Below are 18,686 nucleotides of genomic sequence, written 5' to 3'. Positions count from 1 at the left end.
TGTTATTCAATTATTTCAAAAGTACCATTTTTTCTACAGCTGTGGCACTTCCTTTGCATTTTTCTTGGTTTTGACTTTTTGCAAATATCTTAAAAATATATGTACCTTTTGCAACAGTAGCCCCAAAATCATCTCTTCCGTCCCATTCTATAGCTTGACGAGGGGTTCTAAAGCCCTGAAGGAACGGTTCTGCAACTACCGGCTGAGATAAAGTTCTTACCAATCTTCCGGTTATTGTATAAATCTGTACATTCACATTCAAGATATCATCACAATTGTGTTCAAACTGAATATATGTTTTATTGGTGAATGGATTTGGCCAGTTCAACGGACGGTTGATCGTCAGATGTTGGTCAGCTTCATCTTTAACCTCAAAATTTAACGTTGTAGTTGTCGAATTATTGTTTATATCCCAAACTTTAAATGTTAATTGGTGTTGCCCAACGGGAAGATTTCTGAAAGGATAGCTTACATTTCCTTTTTGATACTCAGCAAGACTTGGATTTAAGCATCCGTTTCCTTCTCCCGGAGAGTAGAAGTCGTTCAGGATAACTGTATTGATAACCTGGCCATCCAAATAGACGGTAATATCGTGGCCTACCCCTGATCCTGTAGAATTAATTCCCGTGTCATCAGTAAGACAAGCCAGAAGCATTGGATTCTGATTGGTAATTCCACCATCGGCAAAGTTGGTGTTGTTCATATACAGTTTTACTTTTGGTGGCTGGTTATCATTAATTCCATTAGGATTGATGTCTCCCACCTGAACAGACTGATTATTGAATACATCAGTTACCTTATTATCAGCATATCCTAATATCCTTCCTTCACCTACGGCATAATTGATATCTTTAGGAACATAGAATTCTGCAGTAAATACACCGTTTACAGCCAATCCGGAAGCTTTTACAATGGCGCTTCCTTCTTCGGTATAATTTAATATAGCATGTCCCCAGTTATTGTTGTTTAGTGTTTTTTTATTCAGTCTTTTATCAAAAATATTGATGGCAACTCTTCCGTTGAAGGTTGTATTCACAGTTCCGTTAGGGTTGTTGATATGACCTTTTACTTTAACAAAGTCAAGTCCTCTTATCAATCCTGGAACAGGTGTTTCAATATCATCAATAGCCAATAACCTTTGAGGTCTGCTTAATTTCATAGCAGGATCACCCAATACATTTACTCTAAGGTGATTAGAGTTAATTCCTGTTTCCTTTTTTGCATTTAAATGAGCGTATCCTAAAGTATTAAAGTCATCATTTGTTAATTTAAAAATATGCTTCGTGAAAGTATCTGTGAAGCTTCGTCCATAATCGATGGCTATAGCACGGCTGGAGGTAATCATTGTAGCGGGGCCTCCTTGCTTTAATTTCATAAACTGCTCACCGGCAGAATTGGTAGATGGTTCATCCCATAATGTAAATTCACAGGTTATGGTAGATACTAATGGAAATCTGCTATATACACTGGAAAAATTATTAGAATTCTGTATCTCGGTACTGGTTAATACTCTTTCCTGAGCCCAGCCATTAATTCCTCCATGACCAAAATAGAATAAATATAGACTGTTTCCTATACTGTTAGAGATAGCCTGGTTCACCTGTGGATATCTTGGCCCTCCCGCAGTACTTTGCATGGTAAAAGCATCCTGATACAGTTTTTTTACATTGTATTCTTTCAATGTCGGTACGCCAGGTTGTTCAAATATATTTACCAGTGCATTGTTCATTACATTATGAAAAGGACTTCCACCTTCTTCGTTATCATCTACAACAAAATCAAGCTTCATTCTCCAATCTCCAAAAGGACTGGATTGTCCCGGGAGTGCATTATAATAAGCCAGAGTTTTATCAATCATATTGGCAGCCTCTGTATTATTGGCAGCCGGAATTCTTCCTACAGGAAGGTTGGGTAGATTGTACAGTATACTAGATCCGGTCTGAGGCTGGGTCATCACAATATAGTCATCCGTAACGAATGACTGTACATAATCTGAAGAATGTTCACTTTGATAAGCAGAAACGATATTGTTATTATTGGAAACCCTGTTCTTATAATCATAAGAAGCATCTCCAAGAATAAATACATATTTAAGTCTTCCTTCAGGTGTATTTAATTTTGTAACGAAATCTCTTACTGCTGTAATATCTTTACTTCCGTTTCCAAATTCTTCATAGACCTTATTAACATCTACAATTTCTACCTTATAATTATTTTTTGTCTGATGATAGTTAGCCAGTCTTTGTGCCTGCCCCATCAGTTCAGGTACAGTAAGAATTAAATAATCTATATTGCTGATCTCAGAGAGATTCTGATTAGCAATTCTTCCTACAAACTGCGGAGTGAAGGCGGCATCAGCACGGAAAGCCACAAATTCATTATTGAAATTCTGGTCAGCAGCTGTATAAGCAAAATTGAATGAACCGGCTCCTGCCTTATTCACCCTTCTGTTGGCATTCGTGATGTCTGTAACGTCCCATACTTGTTCTACACCTGTAGCATTGGAAATACTGAATCCATAATTTGTATTACTTCCGCTTACAATAGAATAGTCTCTGAAATTCATCTGCGAACCATTGAACGCCAGATTTTCTTTGTATTGTACTTCAAGATAATCAAAGTAGAAAGTTCCGTTAGGATTGGCGGAAATGTCCGGATTGTATTTTAATGTGATCTGATTTCCTGTCTGATTGGTAATACTTCCGTTATACCTCATAGGATAGAACATATATGAATAGGTAGGGTCATCAGTAGGAACCTTATCATGATACGGATTAAGATTATTGATTTTAATATCAATAACATTCTGTTGTGATCTGTATCCTATTACTTGTGACCTGTATTTTATAATATCTGTAGGCTGAATAGGAGAGTTAGTGGTAAGAGTGATCGTCTTTTCGGTAGAGAAAGGAGCATCTTCTACCCATATTCTTCCTACTTTCAATAAATTGGCCTGATCATTATTGATAACCTGGTAGCTATCATACCTGCTAATCATTTGAGCAGGTAAGTTCCCGTCTATAGTAGCAACTCTTTTTCCTGCACCTTTATCAAAGTTGATATAATAATAGGAAAAGTCATCATATATATTTTTGAGATTATTGCTGGCATCTGTTCTTGTCTCTCTTCTTTTAAATCCTTGCCCGTTGTTGGTATCATAAAGGTTGTATCCATTTGGACCCTGTGCATAGAATAAGGCATAGTCATTATCATTCCATACTCCGTCATCTTCACCCACTACCTGAATGGCATTTTCCTGTAAAGAATTATATCGGGGATCCTGGTTGAACTCAGGAAGCATAATTCCTCCATTTCCATAAACTCTAAGATTTCTTGGATTTACGGAAGAAGGATTAATTCCACTATCTCTTAAAAATTGTGAAGTGATTTTAAATACTCCGGACTTGTCAACTTTTATTTTGTAAAAGTTTCCACTGGCAAGAGGGTTGTCGTTAGTTCCTATTTTATTAACACCTCCAAAGGTATTAATTGGGGTAGAGGCTTCAGAAACATTAAACGAGGATAATCTCAGAACACCTCCTTTTGTTTTTTTGAACAAGCCTACACTAATGCTTGCATATCTTTCCCCATCTAATGTATAATAGGTAACTTCTGCAATATCACGATCAGGTAATCCGCCTTTATCTAATTCGAATAAATCCTGGTTAGAAACTCCATCCCAGGCAAGGTCAGAAATTTTTAGCTCCTTTTCTCCGATTTTTTGCTTTGTTACTATAAAAACGTTACTTTGGTTGAAAGAAAAACCTTCATTTTTAAAATTTGGAAGATTTAATTTTGAATCACCAAAATCCTGAATTTTAGAACCATTCCATTCTATGGTGTTTTTTTGGGCGTAAAGTGTTGATGCAAAAGCGATTAAAGATAAAAGCGTGATTTTTCGTCTCATGTTTATTATTGAAATTGCTAAATTACAAAATAAATGAAAATTTTAGAATTAAATTGTAATACAATAAAATTAATTTGTTATCGTTGTTCAAAAAAATCAAATCTTTATTTGATTTATTGAATAATTTATTTTTTCTTTGTACTCTTGAAAATATTTATATCGACTATGAAAAAACTAAAGTTGTTTTCATTAATAGCATTAAGTTCTACACTTGCATTAACCAGCTGTGGCGGATCAGGAACCAGCAAAGGTGGCGGTACCAAAAAATTTGTCAGTAAAACGGGTTGGAAACCAAACGAAAAACAGGGTTGGTTTTTTGCAGGAAAGCAACAGAAGCAGAAGGGTTGGCCGGGAATGGTATATGTAGAAGGTGGAACTTTTACAATGGGATTAGTGAAAGATGATGTTATGCACGATTGGAATAACACACCACGCAGAATGCAGGTGAGTTCATTCTTTATCGGAGAAACAGAAATTACTAACTATGAATACCGCGAATACCTTACATGGTTGAAGTATGTATTCCCACCAAGTGATCCTAGCTTTAAGGAAATCTATAACGGTGCTTTACCGGATACCTTATTATGGGACAACAAATTATCTAGAAACGATTATAATGAGACCTATCTACGTTCTCCGGAATTTGATTACTATCCGGTAGTAGGTGTTTCCTGGACACAAGCAAACAGATACTGTGAATGGTTGACAGACAGAGCAAATGAAAAAGCTTTGATGCAAGCAGGTGTTATTGCTAAAGATTTGTATATCAACGAATCTAACAACCAGGGAGGGACAGCATTTAACATGGATAAATTCAAAGCGAATGATCCTGAAATGCAAGGGTATATCAACGAAAAAAGAATGCAGCAGAAATCTGGTATGAAAACTACTAACCAGAGATTATTATCTGCAAACAGAGCTCCTAATGGTGCAATGGTTCAGAAATTCAGACTTCCTACTGAAGTTGAATGGGAATATGCAGCTTTAGGAATGGCGAAAAACAGAGAATATAACCAATACCTTGGTAAAAAACCTGAAATCGAAAGATTAAGAGGAACTAAAGGAAAAACAAGAGGTATGTTCCTTGAAAACTTTAAAATGGGTAAAGGAGATTACTCTGGTATCGCTGGATGGAAAAACGATGGATCTGCACAAACTTCAGATGTAAGACAATATCCGTCTAACGACCTTGGAATTTATGGTATGTATGGTAACGTTTCAGAATGGACTGCTGATGTTTACAGACCTATCATTGATGAAGATTACAACGACTTCAACTACTACAGAGGAAATATGCCTCAGGCTATCGTAAGAAACGGTGACGGAACTTATAAAATGATAGACGAAGGTACTATTAAGTATGATACTCTAGCTGATGGTAGATTAGTATATAAAGGATTACCTGGACAATTCGAAAGAGAAACGATTGGTGATTACAGAAACTACAGAGATGGTGACAGACAATCTTCTTTAGAATACAGAAGTGAATCAGACTCAGCTGCAGGATTCGATATGTATAATGCACCTAAAAAGAGTTTTGTTGTAGATGCAAGCGGTAGAGTTAAAATGCTGAAAGATACCAAAGACAGAACATCTGGAATTTCTAACGATGTTAGAGTAGTAAAAGGTGGTTCTTGGCAAGATACAGCATACTGGCTTGATCCGGGACAAAGAAGATATAAAAATCAAGGTAGAGCTTATGGTTGGATTGGTTTCCGTGTTGCACAGGATGCTAGAACTAACGATAAGAACAGAACTAGAAGATAATATTTATCAAAAAATACTTTTAAAAAAACCTTCCGAAAATCCGGAAGGTTTTTTTATTTTTGAACAGTGAAATCGCTTAGCTGAAAAACTCAAGAATATTGATACAGATGTAGCGGTTACTATTAGAAAATACATATATTTCCACATGAATATAGAACAGTTTTACCCTTTGTTTTTACAGGCCGACAAAGTAACGATCGATAGCCGAAAAATAGCCAGAAATGATATCTTTTTTGCCTTTTCCGGTGATAATTTTAATGCAGCAACGCTGGCGGAAAAAGCCATAGAAGACGGAGCTTTAGCTGTTATTGTTGAGCAGCCTGAATTTGAGAATAAGGATAGGAATATTTTCTATGTTCCCTCTACTCTTGAATTCCTGCAACAGTTGGCAGTCTACCATAGAAGCCAGCTTACCATTCCTTTTATCGGACTTACGGGAAGTAACGGGAAAACAACAACAAAGGAGTTGATTCATGCTGTGCTTTCAGAAAAATTCAATGTTCAGTATACTTATGGTAATCTGAATAACCACATCGGAGTTCCGTTGACCATTCTTTCCATTAAACCTGAGCATGAAATGGCTGTGATTGAAATGGGAGCCAATCATCAGAAAGAAATAGAACACCTTTGTACCATTGCACAACCGGATTTAGGATATATTACCAATTTTGGAAAAGCACACCTGGAAGGTTTCGGTGGTTTTGAAGGCGTGATTAAAGGGAAGTCTGAACTTTACGATTATCTTAAAGAAAATCAACAGACCATCATTGTTAATGAAAATGATCCTATTCAAGTTGAAAAGACGGAAAACTATTCACCTAAAATTACTTTTGGAAAAGTAGAGTCAGATTACAATTTTGAACCTTTCTCAGAAGATCATTTTGTAGGATTAATCTACCAGGGAGAAAAAACAGTGTCTAAACTGACAGGAGCTTACAATTTTACGAATCTTTGTGCTGCGGCGAGCCTTGGACTCCACTTTGGAATCAGCTTTGAAAAAATCAAGCATGCAGTGGAGCAGTATACTCCTACCAATATGCGTTCACAAGTGGTGAAAAAAGAAAACAGAACATTGGTGCTGGATACTTATAATGCCAACCCAAGTTCGATGACGGCTTCATTAAATAATTTTATCACGTTTGAAGGCCGTAAAACCATTATTATTGGTGATATGTTGGAATTGGGTGCTGAAAGTGAAAAAGAGCATCAAAACATCTTAGAATTAGCCAAAACACTTGGTTTTGATACCATCATCACAGTTGGAAAACACTTTAAAGGTGTAAATTCATCAGATCTTGCTTTTGAAAATACAGCTGAACTTACAGAATATTTACAGCAGCATAAAATTCAGTCAGAAAATATACTGTTGAAAGGATCAAGAGGAATAGCGCTGGAAAAGGTTATTGATTTTATTTAGCCTTTAAAGCCCAGAATTCTTTTACGATAAGTTTAATATTCTTGAATGTGCTTGGGAAAACTTCTTCTTCAATCTGAGTGGTGTTTTTCCAGGCAACTTCAGTAATTCCTTCCTCAATTTGTGGCTTTGAAGTATCTTCACCATTGAAGTTCATTTCAAACCAATGGGTGCATTTCAGGATTTTTTCACCATTTCTTTCGATATAGATATGATAAGTGGTATTAATGAACTGTACCAATTCTACATCTCTTAATCCGGTTTCTTCTTCAATTTCCCTAACTGCAGACTCTTCCCTGGATTCTCCTTTTTCCATTTTTCCCTTTGGAAGATCCCATTTACCCAATCTTCTGATGAAAAGCATTTCTCCTTCAGGTTTAATCACCAGTCCTCCGGCAGCTTCTATAATTCTGAACAGCTTTTGGAACTCCTGCCAGATCTCATCAATATTCTCACCATATACATTAAGTTCGTTTACAGAAGTGTTCTCTAAAAGATCTAATGCGATCTCTAAAGTCGTGAAACTTTCATACCCCAATTTTTTTTCAAGTCCTTCGGGATGTTTAGATATCAATAATTTTTTTTCGTTCACAAAAACTTTATACATCTCAGATATTTATAGTTAGTATTGATCCTTAGAGGGTAATGGTTTTGAAAGAGGAGTGAACAGATTGTTTTAACTACGCTTTTTACCACAATTTATACGCAAATATATCAAATTATAGCAAGAAAATAAGTCAATTGATGAGCTTTATTTTTCTTAATGAGAACAATTGTTTGGTTTACTTAGGATAAGATTCTTTCCACTAAAATAAGTATAATAGGTATATTCCATTTTATTTCTGATTTCAAAACTTATACTATTGAATATTTTAACCGGTTTAATCATAAAATTGATATTACTATAAAATTGATTCATCATGAATTCCCATCAGTAAAAGGATTCAGCCTTTAAAAGTATGCTTTGGATAACGTCTTTGTAGATTTTTTTTATAATTTTGTTGTTATCATAAATGTAAAGAACCTTATCTTTATAAGAATTTAAATACAAAATAAAAAAATGAATTTAGAAGGACGAAAAATTATTGTCAATAAATCATCCAAAGAATTAAGCGAGTTATTGAAAACTCCTGAAAATTACAAAGATTTCATGCCGGACGGTCTTCAGAAATTTGAAACGAGAGATAATGGGTTCAAATTCGGATTACAGGGAATGCCTGAAATTGCATTGAAAATAGATGAGGTAGACGATCAGAAAGCAGTATTGAAATCTGCAAGCTCAAGCTTAGATTTCTCTTTAACGGCTACTTTAAATCCGATCAATGAGAATCAGACAGAAGTTCAGATGTTGTTTGAAGGAAAATTCAATCCGTTCATCAAAATGATGGTAGAAAAGCCATTACAGAACTTTATCAATACATTGACAGATAAGATCGAAGCCTATAAATAATACATAAAAAACCTTCAGAAATGAAGGTTTTTTTTATTAACACATTACTGATTCTTTTTAAAAAGCCCAGCCTTTAAATTTAAACCGGCTGAACCTTCCGCCAATTGTAGGTAATTGCGTTTGCTCTGATCTTTTTCAATGGTTACTGTTCCGGTAGTCTGTACATTTTTCATTTCCAGAAAATCAGTGGAAGTGGCATTATTTCCACTTAACGGACCGCTTCCGAATCCTGCCAGATTGGTATAGTCTGCAAAAAGACAATCGGAGGCTTTATATCGGCGTGTGCTTCCTTTTTCTCTGATCCAAATTGTACTGGCATTGGCTATGATGTTATGATGAAAATCAAAACGATCTCCATCCGTATCCTTTGTTGTCCAAACACCGCTAAAATAGCTGCCATATACCAACGAATACTGCATGGCATTACGGCTGCCTGTTTTTCTATCGTTTTTCCAGAAAACAACCGGGTTTTTGCAGTTGAAGAAAATGCAATGGTCAATCACAAGTCCGTAGCCATTAGCAATAACTCCCACATGTAGTGGCAATACATCTACATTTCCGGTAAACACACATTGGGTTACAAGCAGGTCGTCCAGGCTTTTTCCATCCCGCCAGATAGGATAAGAACGACGCAGATTATTACCGTCTATATAGGAATAATCTGGACTGCCGGTAAAGCGCAAGCCTTCAATCGTTACATGGCTGACTTCTGGTTGTATACCCTTTGCTTCTTCTCCACCTATGCCTGGCTCTGGCGGAACTGCTGTTACTACCGTTGGCATTTTTTGAGGAGTCCACTGTGCTTCATCAGGCATTACATCGGCACGAATAACAAGACGGTTTGCAGAGGTATATTTATCATTGGTGAATACAACTGTCTGAGTCAATAGATGTACACCTTCCGAGAGAAAAATTGTGGTTGCTTCCGGTTCTTTGTTTACATTCACACGTTTTGCAGCTTCCAGAAGGGTTTTTAACGGCTGTGTTTTTGTCCCGGAATTTGTATCGTTACCTGTCTTTGGATTAACATATAATTGTTCTGCCTGTCCTAAAGCTATGCCTAGTAGTAACAATAGAAAGCTAAATGTATGTTTTATCATTTCCTTTTTTTGTAAAATTAAGAACAGTCTTATATAATGAAAAGGTCATTTTGTTTTTAAAAAGGTCTTTTATATATTCTTCCGGTATTGCTGAGGAGTAATACCGGTAAACTTTTTAAAAAAGCGATTGAAATTAGATGGATCTGAAAAGCCGAATTCGTAGCAAATTTCTTTTGCTGATTTATTTTGATAAAGCTGTTTCTTTATTTCTGAAATTAACTTATAATGGATCATTTGCTGAGCTGATAATCCGCTGAACTGCTTACAGATTTTATTAAGAAATCCTGGGCTGATGGTAAGCATTTTTGAATAAGCTTCAACACTTCTGTCATCCACAAATTTCTTTTCCAATAAAGATCGGAATCTATAAAAGTCTGAGTGCACATGAGTATCTCTCTGAACATTATAAACATTAGCATAAAATCGGTTGAGAATGACCAGCAATTGATATAAAAATGACCGGATTAAATGATTACTGTCATTCTGAAGCTGCCCGAATTCCTGTTCTATTCCATGTAAAAGATTCAAACATTTTCCAAATGATTCCTCTGATATTTCCATACCTGTGGGGCGTGAATATTGATGAAAGTACTGAAAGCGATGCAGGAATAATTCGTCCGAGAAAAAAAGATGCAGAAAGTCTTTGTCAAAGAATAGGGTATAGCCTTTTACTTTCTTCTCAATTTCCCAGCAACGTATTTGTCCGGGGCTTGTAAAAATAACAGTTTGTGGAGTTATTGGGATTCTATTTTCGTCCAATGTAAAAGTTCCCGTTCCTTCTTCGATAAAAATAATTTCATAGAAGCTGAGCTGATGCAGTGTCTTATCTAATACATAATGATTCAGCGTTTCGATACGTCCGATATCCAATAGCAGCTCCAAGCCATATTTATGTGGGAGAAAATGATATGTTTTAATTTTTGCTGCTGATGCCATTTTTTCTCATTCTAAAGATGAGTTAAAAATACAACATTTCAGTTAGCTATAGTATTGAGAATGCAAAGCAATTCACTTATAATGATGAATACCAATTCAGGATTAAAGAAGAAACTGTTAAGGTAAAAGATTAATGAATTCTATCTACGCAATTACTCCAGAACAATGATCGGCAGTACTTCCGGTAGCAGAGGATAGAACATTGATTTCATTGTTCATTTTTAAAACCCCCATAAATGCAAAGATTAAAGCTTCCTTATATTCGATAATTTTCTTTTCAGGGATAATTACCTCAGCATCTGTTTTTGCTTTTATTTTCTCTATTATAAAACTGTTATAAGCACCTCCTCCGGTTATCAGTATGTTCTTTATATTCTTTTCATTGATAACCTTGGAAATCTGCTGGGCAATATGTTCTGAAAAGGTAGCAAGGGCCTCAACTGGAGCTATACCTTCAAGTTTCGGAAATACATGGTGGTTGCACCATTCTACACCCAATGATTTGGGATGAAGTTGTTGGTAGAAACCTAAGGAATTAAGTTCGTCAAGTAAAGTTTCATTTATTTTTCCTTTTCTCGCCAGATCACCATTTTCATCAAAGCTTTCATTCAGTTGTTGAGCCAAATAATTCAGGACAATATTGACAGGAGCTATATCAAAGGCAATTCTTTTACCTTCTGACGTCAAGGAAATATTTGAGAATCCGCCCAGATTAAGACAGGCATCATATTGTGAAAAAAGAAGTTCATCACCTATAGGAACCAGGGGAGCTCCATTTCCTTTCATCAGGACATCCTGACTTCTGAAATCATAGAGAACCGGTATTTTGGTTTCCATTTTAATGGCTCTGCCATCTCCAATCTGCAAGGTAAATTTTCTTTGAGGCTGATGAAAAACCGTATGACCATGAGAGGCGATCAGATCAATATTTTCAAGCTGATGTTGTTCTATAAATTCTTTAACTTTTTGCCCCAGATAAAACCCATAATCGGAATGCAATTCTAAAAGATCCGTTGCTGAAAGATGAATAGAATTTCTGAGTTTATTTTCCCAATCAGTAGAATAGGGAAGGGTTTCTGCTTTCAGGATCTGAAAATGCCATTTGTCCTTTTTTTCAAATTCAGCAAGACAGATATCCAACCCGTCTAAACTTGTTCCGGACATGAGTCCAATGGCAAGCGTTTTCATGGTAACAGAAGCTATTTTTTATTTTCAGAAAGCCTTTTAGAACTAAAGTCTCCTGAATTGTTATAGAAAGTATATTCCGAAAAATCATCCTTGGCAGTCATTCCATTGGCACCTACCAATGTAGAGCCGTCTTCCATGGTTACGTACACTGTGTCTTTGGTATAGATTCTTTTTTTAAGCTGATCCCAATACACACTCTGCATCGCAAATTTCTGTCCTTCGTTGGTCGTAATCCTTACATTACCTTTTGCTTCGTAAAACTTTTTGTAATCATAAAACTTGGCATATTTAGCCTTAATTGTTCCCGGTATTTTTGGTTTTTTCTTATCAAAAAACTCAATATCAATACCTTTTCTGGCTACCGTATAAGGACTGTCAATCAGTTCATATTTTTCAATAATAGCTGCTTTAGCCTTAAGGATGATAAATCCGGAATCACGTTGTACGATATTCGCGTTATTAATGACCTGTGAAGGAAAGTTTTTGCTGTTATTTCCATTCTTTTTGGTAAGATCTTCTTCACAGGATGTGAATATAAAAAATATAGCACAACTAAAAAGGTATGCTATATTTTTATATACTATTTTTCTTGAAAAATTCATTCTAGTTATAAAGAGCCTTTCTGAACCATTTATCAGCAAAATTGAAGCCGAGTTTCAGGTTGATAAAGTTCTGGTTGATAAGGTTGTTCTGAAGAGTACCTCTCTTGCCCACTTCTACACCAATCTCTAAGCCACTCATTCTTGTAATACTGCTGTTTTTGAACGGAAGCATTACTCCGGCAGAAATACCGAATTTATTGATGCTGTTTCCTTCCAGTTTAAGGTTTCCTCTTTCATAGAAGGCACCATATCTGTAGACTACCCTTGAGAAGTAGCTTCTGAAGTTGTTATAGTTAGGTAAGTACCATCCACCGGCAGAAATTCTGTAAGTATCCTGTAAGCTGAAAGTATTTCCGAAATAAGAAATATCTTCCCCTTTTTTATAATCAAGCTGCCCAGAAAGGAACCAATGGTTTTCACTTCCATATCCAACCCCTACAGACGCCTGAAGCGGAAGAAGGTTTTTAGATTTGGTTTCTTTGTAGTCAATTGTAGTAACATCCATTTTAGTACCTGCTGCATCAGCATATCTGTAAGTACTGTTGGTATACTCAGTCGTCATATTACCGGTATTCCCGAAAGTTGCTGTTGCTCCAATCGTTAATTTCTTGTCAGTACGGGTATTCAACTTCTGATAGCTTGTACCTAAAGTAAAGTTGAAGTTTCTGATTCTGTTTTTGGTTTCATATCCAGCAATGTATTCTGTATTTGCTGCACTGAACTCAGTAAGATCAGTAAGGTCTCCAAAATATAAATTAGCTCTTGCTCCTACAGAGAATTCCTGGTTGATCTTATAAGATAAAGCCACAGCTGCTGTGTTTAAAGTACCATTACCTTTAAATTGGTTTTGGTCAACAACAGTACCACCTACTTCACGCTGACTAAGAATATCATAGTTTTTAGAGCTATATGGCTGATAGCTAATTCCCATTTTTACTTTTGAGGAAATAGGAAATGCCAATGAAATATTAGAAAGATACGTAGAATGCTTTGTAGATTTCATATCGTTAAAATTCGATTTGAAATAGTTGTTTTCGTTAGTAGCTTCTAGTTTGATACTAGTAAGTTCGAAATTAGCATTGTTTGCAGGGTTGGCAAAGTTGAAATTACTGGTGAAATCACTTATAAAAGCAGTAGAGATACCTCCCATGGATGCCGTTTCGATCGTATTATCATATTTTACATCCCCAATTCCATATTTTGCATACGGAGAGTTACCTAGACTCTGTGCATTCAGAAAATATCCAACTGATATGAATGATACTACAAAGATTTTTTTCATTCTTTATTTTTAAAATAATGCGCAAATATCTTAAATATTAATGAATTGTAAAAATTATATGTGGTTAAAGTTTGTTAAGGGCTGTATAATGGGGAATTTTTAATCTTTATATATTATTGGTGTCAATTGTGAATCATGAGTTTACTTTGTTTTCTATTTGTATAATTTAATGTTATAATTCACTATTTGTATAGATAGAAATGATAATAAGTCAATCAACTTTGTTCATGAATTTCCTTTATCATGTATTCATCATTCATTTTGTGAAGGAAGAATTGACCATCCAAGAAACTTAAGTTAAAGTAAAACTGTCAGTTTGCTTCATTGCTAATTTATTTTATTCCTCCATTCTTTATCCACTTTGTTGAGGCAAAAATTCATCATTCTATAAATTTAACTCTGAATTCTTCTTCAGTTTTTTTATCTTTGAAACATGAATTGGGAGAACATCGCCGGACAGGAAAATCTTAAAAAACTTCTTAGAGAAAGCATTGCTGAAAACAGAGTGAGCCATGCCCAGCTTTTCGTAGGAAAGGAAGGTTACGGAACATTACCCATGGTGTTGGCGTATGCTAAGGAGATTTTAAGGCAGGAAAATGAGCATGCTGCTTCAAAAGTAGAACACCTTAATCACTTAGACCTGCACTTTAGTTTTCCCGTATTTACAGATAATAGAAACTCTTTAAGCAAGAATAAATTCGAAGAGTTCAGAGAAATGATTCAGGCTTCTCCGTATGCAAGTTATGATGACTGGACTGCTTTTTTAGAATCAGAAAACAAACAGCTTTTTATTTCTGCAGATGAAGTTGATGATCAAAATCAGAAGTTTTCTTTAAAAAGTTTTGAAGGCGGAACCAAAATTCTGATTGTTTGGAGAGCCGATAAAATGAATATAGCCGCCTCCAACAAATTTTTGAAATTTCTTGAAGAACCACCGGCAAAAACCATTATTCTCCTTACCGCAGAAAGTACCAATGATATTTTACCAACAATACTTTCCCGTACCCAGGTCGTAGAAATTCCAAGAGTTCATGATGAAGACATTGAAGCCTATTTAAAGAAGAATTTCTCTGTTACTGATGAAAAAGTAAGAGAAATTGTTCATGAGGCACAAGGAAATCTTAATGAAGCGATAAAACTGCTGAACTCTGGAGACAAAAGCAATGAATTTGAAAAACTCTTCGTGCAATGGGTTCGTGACGCCTTTATGGTAAAGAAGAAACCTGAATATCTAAGAAGTATCATTTCCTGGGCAAGAGAAATTGCCGGCTGGAACAGAGAAAAACAGAAGAATTTTTTAAATTACTGTTCTGAGATTTTTAGATTAGCTCTTCTTCAGAATTACCAGTCAGAAAATCTGGTGTATAAAAAGATTGATGCCAATGGTTTTAACTGGGCAGGTTTTTCAAAGTTTATCAGTGGTGCCAATATTGAAAGTATTCTGGAAGAGATCAGTACCGCAGATCTTCACCTTACCAGAAACGGGAATCCTAAAATTGTGTGGACAGATCTTGGGATCAAATTATCAAGATATATTCATAAAAGTACATAAAATAAAACTCCGGAAATTTTCCGGAGTTTTTGTTTTTAGCAGTAGTTTGATTTACGCTGTCTTTTTTTCTTTGGCAGCCTTTTTATCTTTAGGCGTATTCTCTGCTGTTTTTGCCTTTGTATCACATCCTTTGTGATGAGCATCTGAACAAGCTTTTTTATCCTTTACAGAACATTCTTTTTTATCTTTCCCAGCACAGCAGCCACCTTCTTTAGGTTTTTCCTGAGCATAGCTGAATGTAAATAAACCGATGGCAAGAATTGAAATGAGTTTTTTCATGATCTAAAATTGTTAAGTGGCTAAATGTAATACTTTTACGCTTATCCTATAATTTTTTTAATGATGTCTGGAATTCCTGGAGTTCCTGTTCCATAAATTCAGGATTGTTGAGCTGTTTTCGCATCGATTTAATATTACCGATGGTACTTTCAAGAGCGATTCTGAACCATGGGAATTCCTGGCTTAAAGAAGTAAGCTTTGCCAAGGCTCTCATAGGATTTTCTGTTTGCGCTAATTGTACGGCATGTTCATATCTGAAAACAGGACAGTAATAATATTCTTCAGCAACATAATCCCAGGTATCAATATCAGCTTCCGTATTTATCAGATAAAGCATGGCAAAAATGGAAGAATCAGTATAGCCTTCAGAAAATTTGAAGCAATCAAAAACAGATTCCGTATCATTCTTTTGGATCTTTTTATCTAGTACATCATGAAACAACTGATGAGAAAGCTCTTTTTCAGAGTGATTTCCTATGATATGGAGAACTGTTGCATATTCTACTTTTACAGCATCATCTTCAGGGTGATTGTGATAGGCAGTTTCAATATATTCCTTTGCCGTAGGATTATCCAGCAATACGCGGTGAAGCTTTGAAAGAGAAACCAGTTCTTCCTTGGTAAAATGCCTTTTGTCTGACATATTTTTTTCAAAATATTGAAGTGCCTTTTTCGGATAACGGTCTTTTACATACCTTTCAATCACTTGCCAGTCTTCAAGTTTTTCAAGCTGAGACTGATCCCAGAAACGATATAATAAAGAGATGCGATCCCATTTCGACTGAATATCTGCCCATTCTCTGAAAAGATCTCTATGAGTCTGGTGAGCGTTTTGAATATTATCTTTGATTTCAATGTCAATATCAAGACTCGGATCAGAATGAAATCTTCTGAGGGCTTCAACAACTTCAAGATCGAAACGATTACCGTCTTCATTGATGGACGGGGCGGTAGTTTCCTCTATTACAACAGGTGTCTCTTCCTCTAGTATAATGTCTGTTTCCTGAGGTATTAAGGAAATGTTTTCTTCTATTGGAGTGGATGTCTCTTCATGAATTGGAGCTATTGTTTCTTCAACCGGAGACTCATTTTTAACAGTTTCTTCATTTGTCTTATTTTTTTTCTTCATCCACTTAAAGAGGAAATCAAATAGGCCCATACATTTAGTTTTTTGTAAATATAAATTAAATCTACATTAAAAAAATCAATCAATCGTTTGATTTTATGAAAAACTTATGTAAATTTGCCCCCTGAAAAAATGGAAGTGATATGATTTCAAAAGAAGAAAATATATTATTTGCTGCTGAAAAACTCTTTGCTGAAAAGGGTTTCGATGGAACTTCAACCCGTGAAATTTCCAAGGCTGCAAATGTGAATATCTCGATGATCTCTTACTATTTTGGATCGAAAGAAAAGCTTTATGAGAAATTGGTTGAATACAGAATGAATGAAGGACAGTTTTTCTCAAGAGATATTGTAGAAAGAACAGACCTTAATGAGTGGCAGAAGATTGAAAAAATAATAGATCAGTTTTCTAACAGAATAAGAACTCAGAAATGCTTTTACAGAATTATGCAGCGGGAACAGCTTCATACCAGTAATCCGCAGATCGTAGAGTTTTTAAAAGAAACCAAAATGTCATTCCTCTCGATGTACTCCCGAATACTGGAAAGCGGACTGAAGAGTGGCGTTTTTACAAAAAATCCTCCTATTTATCTGCTTCATTCCACCATAAGCGGAACCTTATTTTATGCATTCAATGCCAAGGAAATGTATAAGGAATTCCTGAATGATACGGATGATGAGGATGTTTTTGACGAAAAATTTTATACAGAACTTAATAGACACATAAAACATTTACTAAAAGACCTTTTAGGTTATGAAGAGAATAAATAACTCAGTGATTGCATTATCACTATTCGTAGGAATAGCAAATGCAAATGCTCAGGAGAAAAAGACCCTTTCTCTTGACGAAGCTGTGCAGCTGGGAATCCAGAACAGCAAGAATCTCAAGATCGATGCAGCCAAGATCGAGGAGGCTACCGCTGATCTTTTGGAAGCTAAAAACAGACAGCTTCCTGAATTGAAGATTTCAGGAAGCTATATGTATCTTCCAATAAAACCGAATGTGGACATCAAACTTCCTGGTATGTCAGGAGGAGCAGGAGGCCCGGAAATTCATCAGGTAGTGTATGGTTCCGCTAACCTTAGCGTACCTATTTACAGTGGTGGAAGAATTAAATACGGAATTCAGTCGGCAAAATATCTGGTTGAAGCATCAAAATTAAGTACTGAAAATGACAAAACTGCCATTGCTTATAATGTTGCCCAGGCTTATAACAACCTGTTTAAAGCCAATCAGTCCATCAAGGTTTTTGAAGAAAATCTTACTGCTTCTCAAAAGAGAGATGAAACTTTCCTTAAAATGGAAAATAATGGACTGATCGCCAGAAATGACAGATTGAAAGCAAACCTTCAGACTTCCAATATTGAACTTCAACTGCTGGAAGCTAAAAACAATTACAATATTGCTAACATCAATATGGACTTGTTATTAGGACTTCCTGAAACTACAGAACTTGAAATAGACCAGAACTATATTGAAGAAGGTTCAGAAGTAAAAACGGTTGATTTTTATGTAAACGAAGCCAGAGAAAACCGTAAGGACCTTCAGGCTTTAGTTCAACAGAGAAAAGCAGCAGAGTTGGGAACGAAGGCTGCTAAGGCAGAAAATCTTCCTTCTCTGGCATTCACGGGAGGATATGTGGCCGCGGATATTCCTAAGTTTCTTACCGTATACAATGCGATTAATGTAGGAGTTGGGATTTCTTATAATTTATCCAATATCTGGAAAGAAAATTCATCACTAAGACAGTCTCAGGCGAGAGAAAAGCAGTTGGCTGCTACAGATGAATTACTGAATGATAACATTAAGCTTGATGTGAACAGAGAATATCAGAATACAGACTTTTCTAAAAAGAGAATTGTTGTTTTCGAAAAATCTGCTGAACAGGCTAATGAAAACTACAGAATTACAAAAAATAAATATGACAACGGCCTTGCAACCATGACGGAATTATTGGATGCAGACGCTGCTCAGATTGCTGCTAACGTTGGCGTAATCAATGCCAAGGCAGACGCTGCTTTAGCATACAGAAAACTATTGCAAACAACAGGAACTTTAACAATTAAATAATCAGATCGAAACC

General features: G+C 35.7%; 15 protein-coding genes. 6 read left to right on the top strand and 9 right to left on the bottom strand.

Annotated elements, in window-relative coordinates; genetic code table 11:
- Positions 1 to 10: 10 nt before the first annotated feature.
- Positions 11 to 3,907 (bottom strand): type IX secretion system sortase PorU, encoded by a 3,897-nt coding sequence (gene porU / locus BLS98_RS14250; RefSeq protein ID WP_089737169.1) that lies wholly within the window; start codon positions 3,905 to 3,907, stop codon positions 11 to 13.
- Positions 3,908 to 4,072: 165 nt separating this feature from the next.
- On the opposite strand from porU, the gene gldJ reads away from it, so the two are divergent.
- Entirely contained in the window at positions 4,073 to 5,674 is a 1,602-nt protein-coding gene (gene gldJ, locus BLS98_RS14245) for a gliding motility lipoprotein GldJ (protein WP_089737168.1), read from the top strand.
- 145 nt (positions 5,675 to 5,819) lie between these two features.
- Positions 5,820 to 7,091, top strand: a complete 1,272-nt coding sequence (locus tag BLS98_RS14240; RefSeq protein WP_089737167.1) for a UDP-N-acetylmuramoyl-tripeptide--D-alanyl-D-alanine ligase — start codon at positions 5,820 to 5,822, stop codon at positions 7,089 to 7,091.
- Here the strand turns inward: BLS98_RS14240 and BLS98_RS14235 are convergent.
- Positions 7,084 to 7,695 (bottom strand): NUDIX hydrolase, encoded by a 612-nt coding sequence (locus BLS98_RS14235; protein WP_089737166.1) that lies wholly within the window; start codon positions 7,693 to 7,695, stop codon positions 7,084 to 7,086. The genes BLS98_RS14240 and BLS98_RS14235 overlap by 8 nt on opposite strands.
- 453 nt (positions 7,696 to 8,148) lie before the next feature.
- Here BLS98_RS14235 and BLS98_RS14230 point away from each other — a divergent pair, with 453 nt between their 5' ends.
- Positions 8,149 to 8,538, top strand: a complete 390-nt coding sequence (locus tag BLS98_RS14230; protein ID WP_045499550.1) for a hypothetical protein — start codon at positions 8,149 to 8,151, stop codon at positions 8,536 to 8,538.
- Between the two features lie 44 nt (positions 8,539 to 8,582).
- Here the strand turns inward: BLS98_RS14230 and BLS98_RS14225 are convergent, their stop codons facing one another.
- The 5 genes from BLS98_RS14225 to BLS98_RS14205 all read right to left on the bottom strand — a co-directional run bounded on the left by BLS98_RS14225 (position 8,583) and on the right by BLS98_RS14205 (position 13,646).
- The gene (locus tag BLS98_RS14225) at positions 8,583 to 9,638 is read right to left on the bottom strand and encodes a hypothetical protein (RefSeq protein ID WP_111994771.1); all 1,056 of its coding nucleotides are present in this window, start codon (positions 9,636 to 9,638) and stop codon (positions 8,583 to 8,585) included.
- Positions 9,639 to 9,707: 69 nt separating this feature from the next.
- A complete protein-coding gene (locus tag BLS98_RS14220; protein WP_089737165.1) occupies positions 9,708 to 10,574 on the bottom strand; it encodes an AraC family transcriptional regulator in 867 nt (288 codons plus the stop codon).
- Positions 10,575 to 10,718: 144 nt separating this feature from the next.
- Positions 10,719 to 11,762, bottom strand: coding sequence for an anhydro-N-acetylmuramic acid kinase (locus BLS98_RS14215; protein ID WP_089737164.1), 1,044 nt, complete (start codon positions 11,760 to 11,762; stop codon positions 10,719 to 10,721).
- 11 nt (positions 11,763 to 11,773) lie between these two features.
- Entirely contained in the window at positions 11,774 to 12,364 is a 591-nt protein-coding gene (lptC, locus tag BLS98_RS14210; RefSeq protein ID WP_089737163.1) for an LPS export ABC transporter periplasmic protein LptC, read from the bottom strand.
- A gap of 1 nt (position 12,365) precedes the next feature.
- Positions 12,366 to 13,646 (bottom strand): hypothetical protein, encoded by a 1,281-nt coding sequence (locus BLS98_RS14205; protein ID WP_089737162.1) that lies wholly within the window; start codon positions 13,644 to 13,646, stop codon positions 12,366 to 12,368.
- 433 nt (positions 13,647 to 14,079) lie between these two features.
- On the opposite strand from BLS98_RS14205, the gene BLS98_RS14200 reads away from it, so the two are divergent.
- Complete coding sequence (locus BLS98_RS14200; RefSeq protein WP_089737161.1) at positions 14,080 to 15,198, top strand: DNA polymerase III subunit; 1,119 nt, start codon at positions 14,080 to 14,082, stop codon at positions 15,196 to 15,198.
- Between the two features lie 51 nt (positions 15,199 to 15,249).
- Here the strand turns inward: BLS98_RS14200 and BLS98_RS14195 are convergent, their stop codons facing one another.
- On the bottom strand, positions 15,250 to 15,477 hold the full coding sequence (locus BLS98_RS14195; protein WP_089737160.1) for a hypothetical protein: 228 nt from the start codon (positions 15,475 to 15,477) through the stop codon (positions 15,250 to 15,252).
- A gap of 46 nt (positions 15,478 to 15,523) precedes the next feature.
- Positions 15,524 to 16,636: a hypothetical protein gene (locus BLS98_RS14190; protein WP_139166126.1), complete on the bottom strand. Its 1,113-nt coding sequence runs from the start codon at positions 16,634 to 16,636 to the stop codon at positions 15,524 to 15,526.
- A gap of 110 nt (positions 16,637 to 16,746) precedes the next feature.
- Here BLS98_RS14190 and BLS98_RS14185 point away from each other — a divergent pair, with 110 nt between their 5' ends.
- Positions 16,747 to 17,373, top strand: coding sequence for a TetR/AcrR family transcriptional regulator (locus BLS98_RS14185; RefSeq protein WP_089737158.1), 627 nt, complete (start codon positions 16,747 to 16,749; stop codon positions 17,371 to 17,373).
- Positions 17,357 to 18,673 carry a TolC family protein gene (locus tag BLS98_RS14180; RefSeq protein WP_089737157.1) on the top strand — a complete coding sequence of 439 codons (1,317 nt, stop codon included), beginning with the start codon at positions 17,357 to 17,359 and terminating at the stop codon, positions 18,671 to 18,673. Before BLS98_RS14185 ends, BLS98_RS14180 begins: the two co-directional genes overlap by 17 nt.
- Positions 18,674 to 18,686: the final 13 nt, after the last annotated feature.

Source organism: Chryseobacterium jejuense (genome assembly GCF_900100075.1).
Lineage (GTDB): Bacteria > Bacteroidota > Bacteroidia > Flavobacteriales > Weeksellaceae > Chryseobacterium > Chryseobacterium jejuense.
Note: the sequence above shows the minus strand (reverse complement) of the source record. Positions and strands in the feature narration are given on the sequence as shown.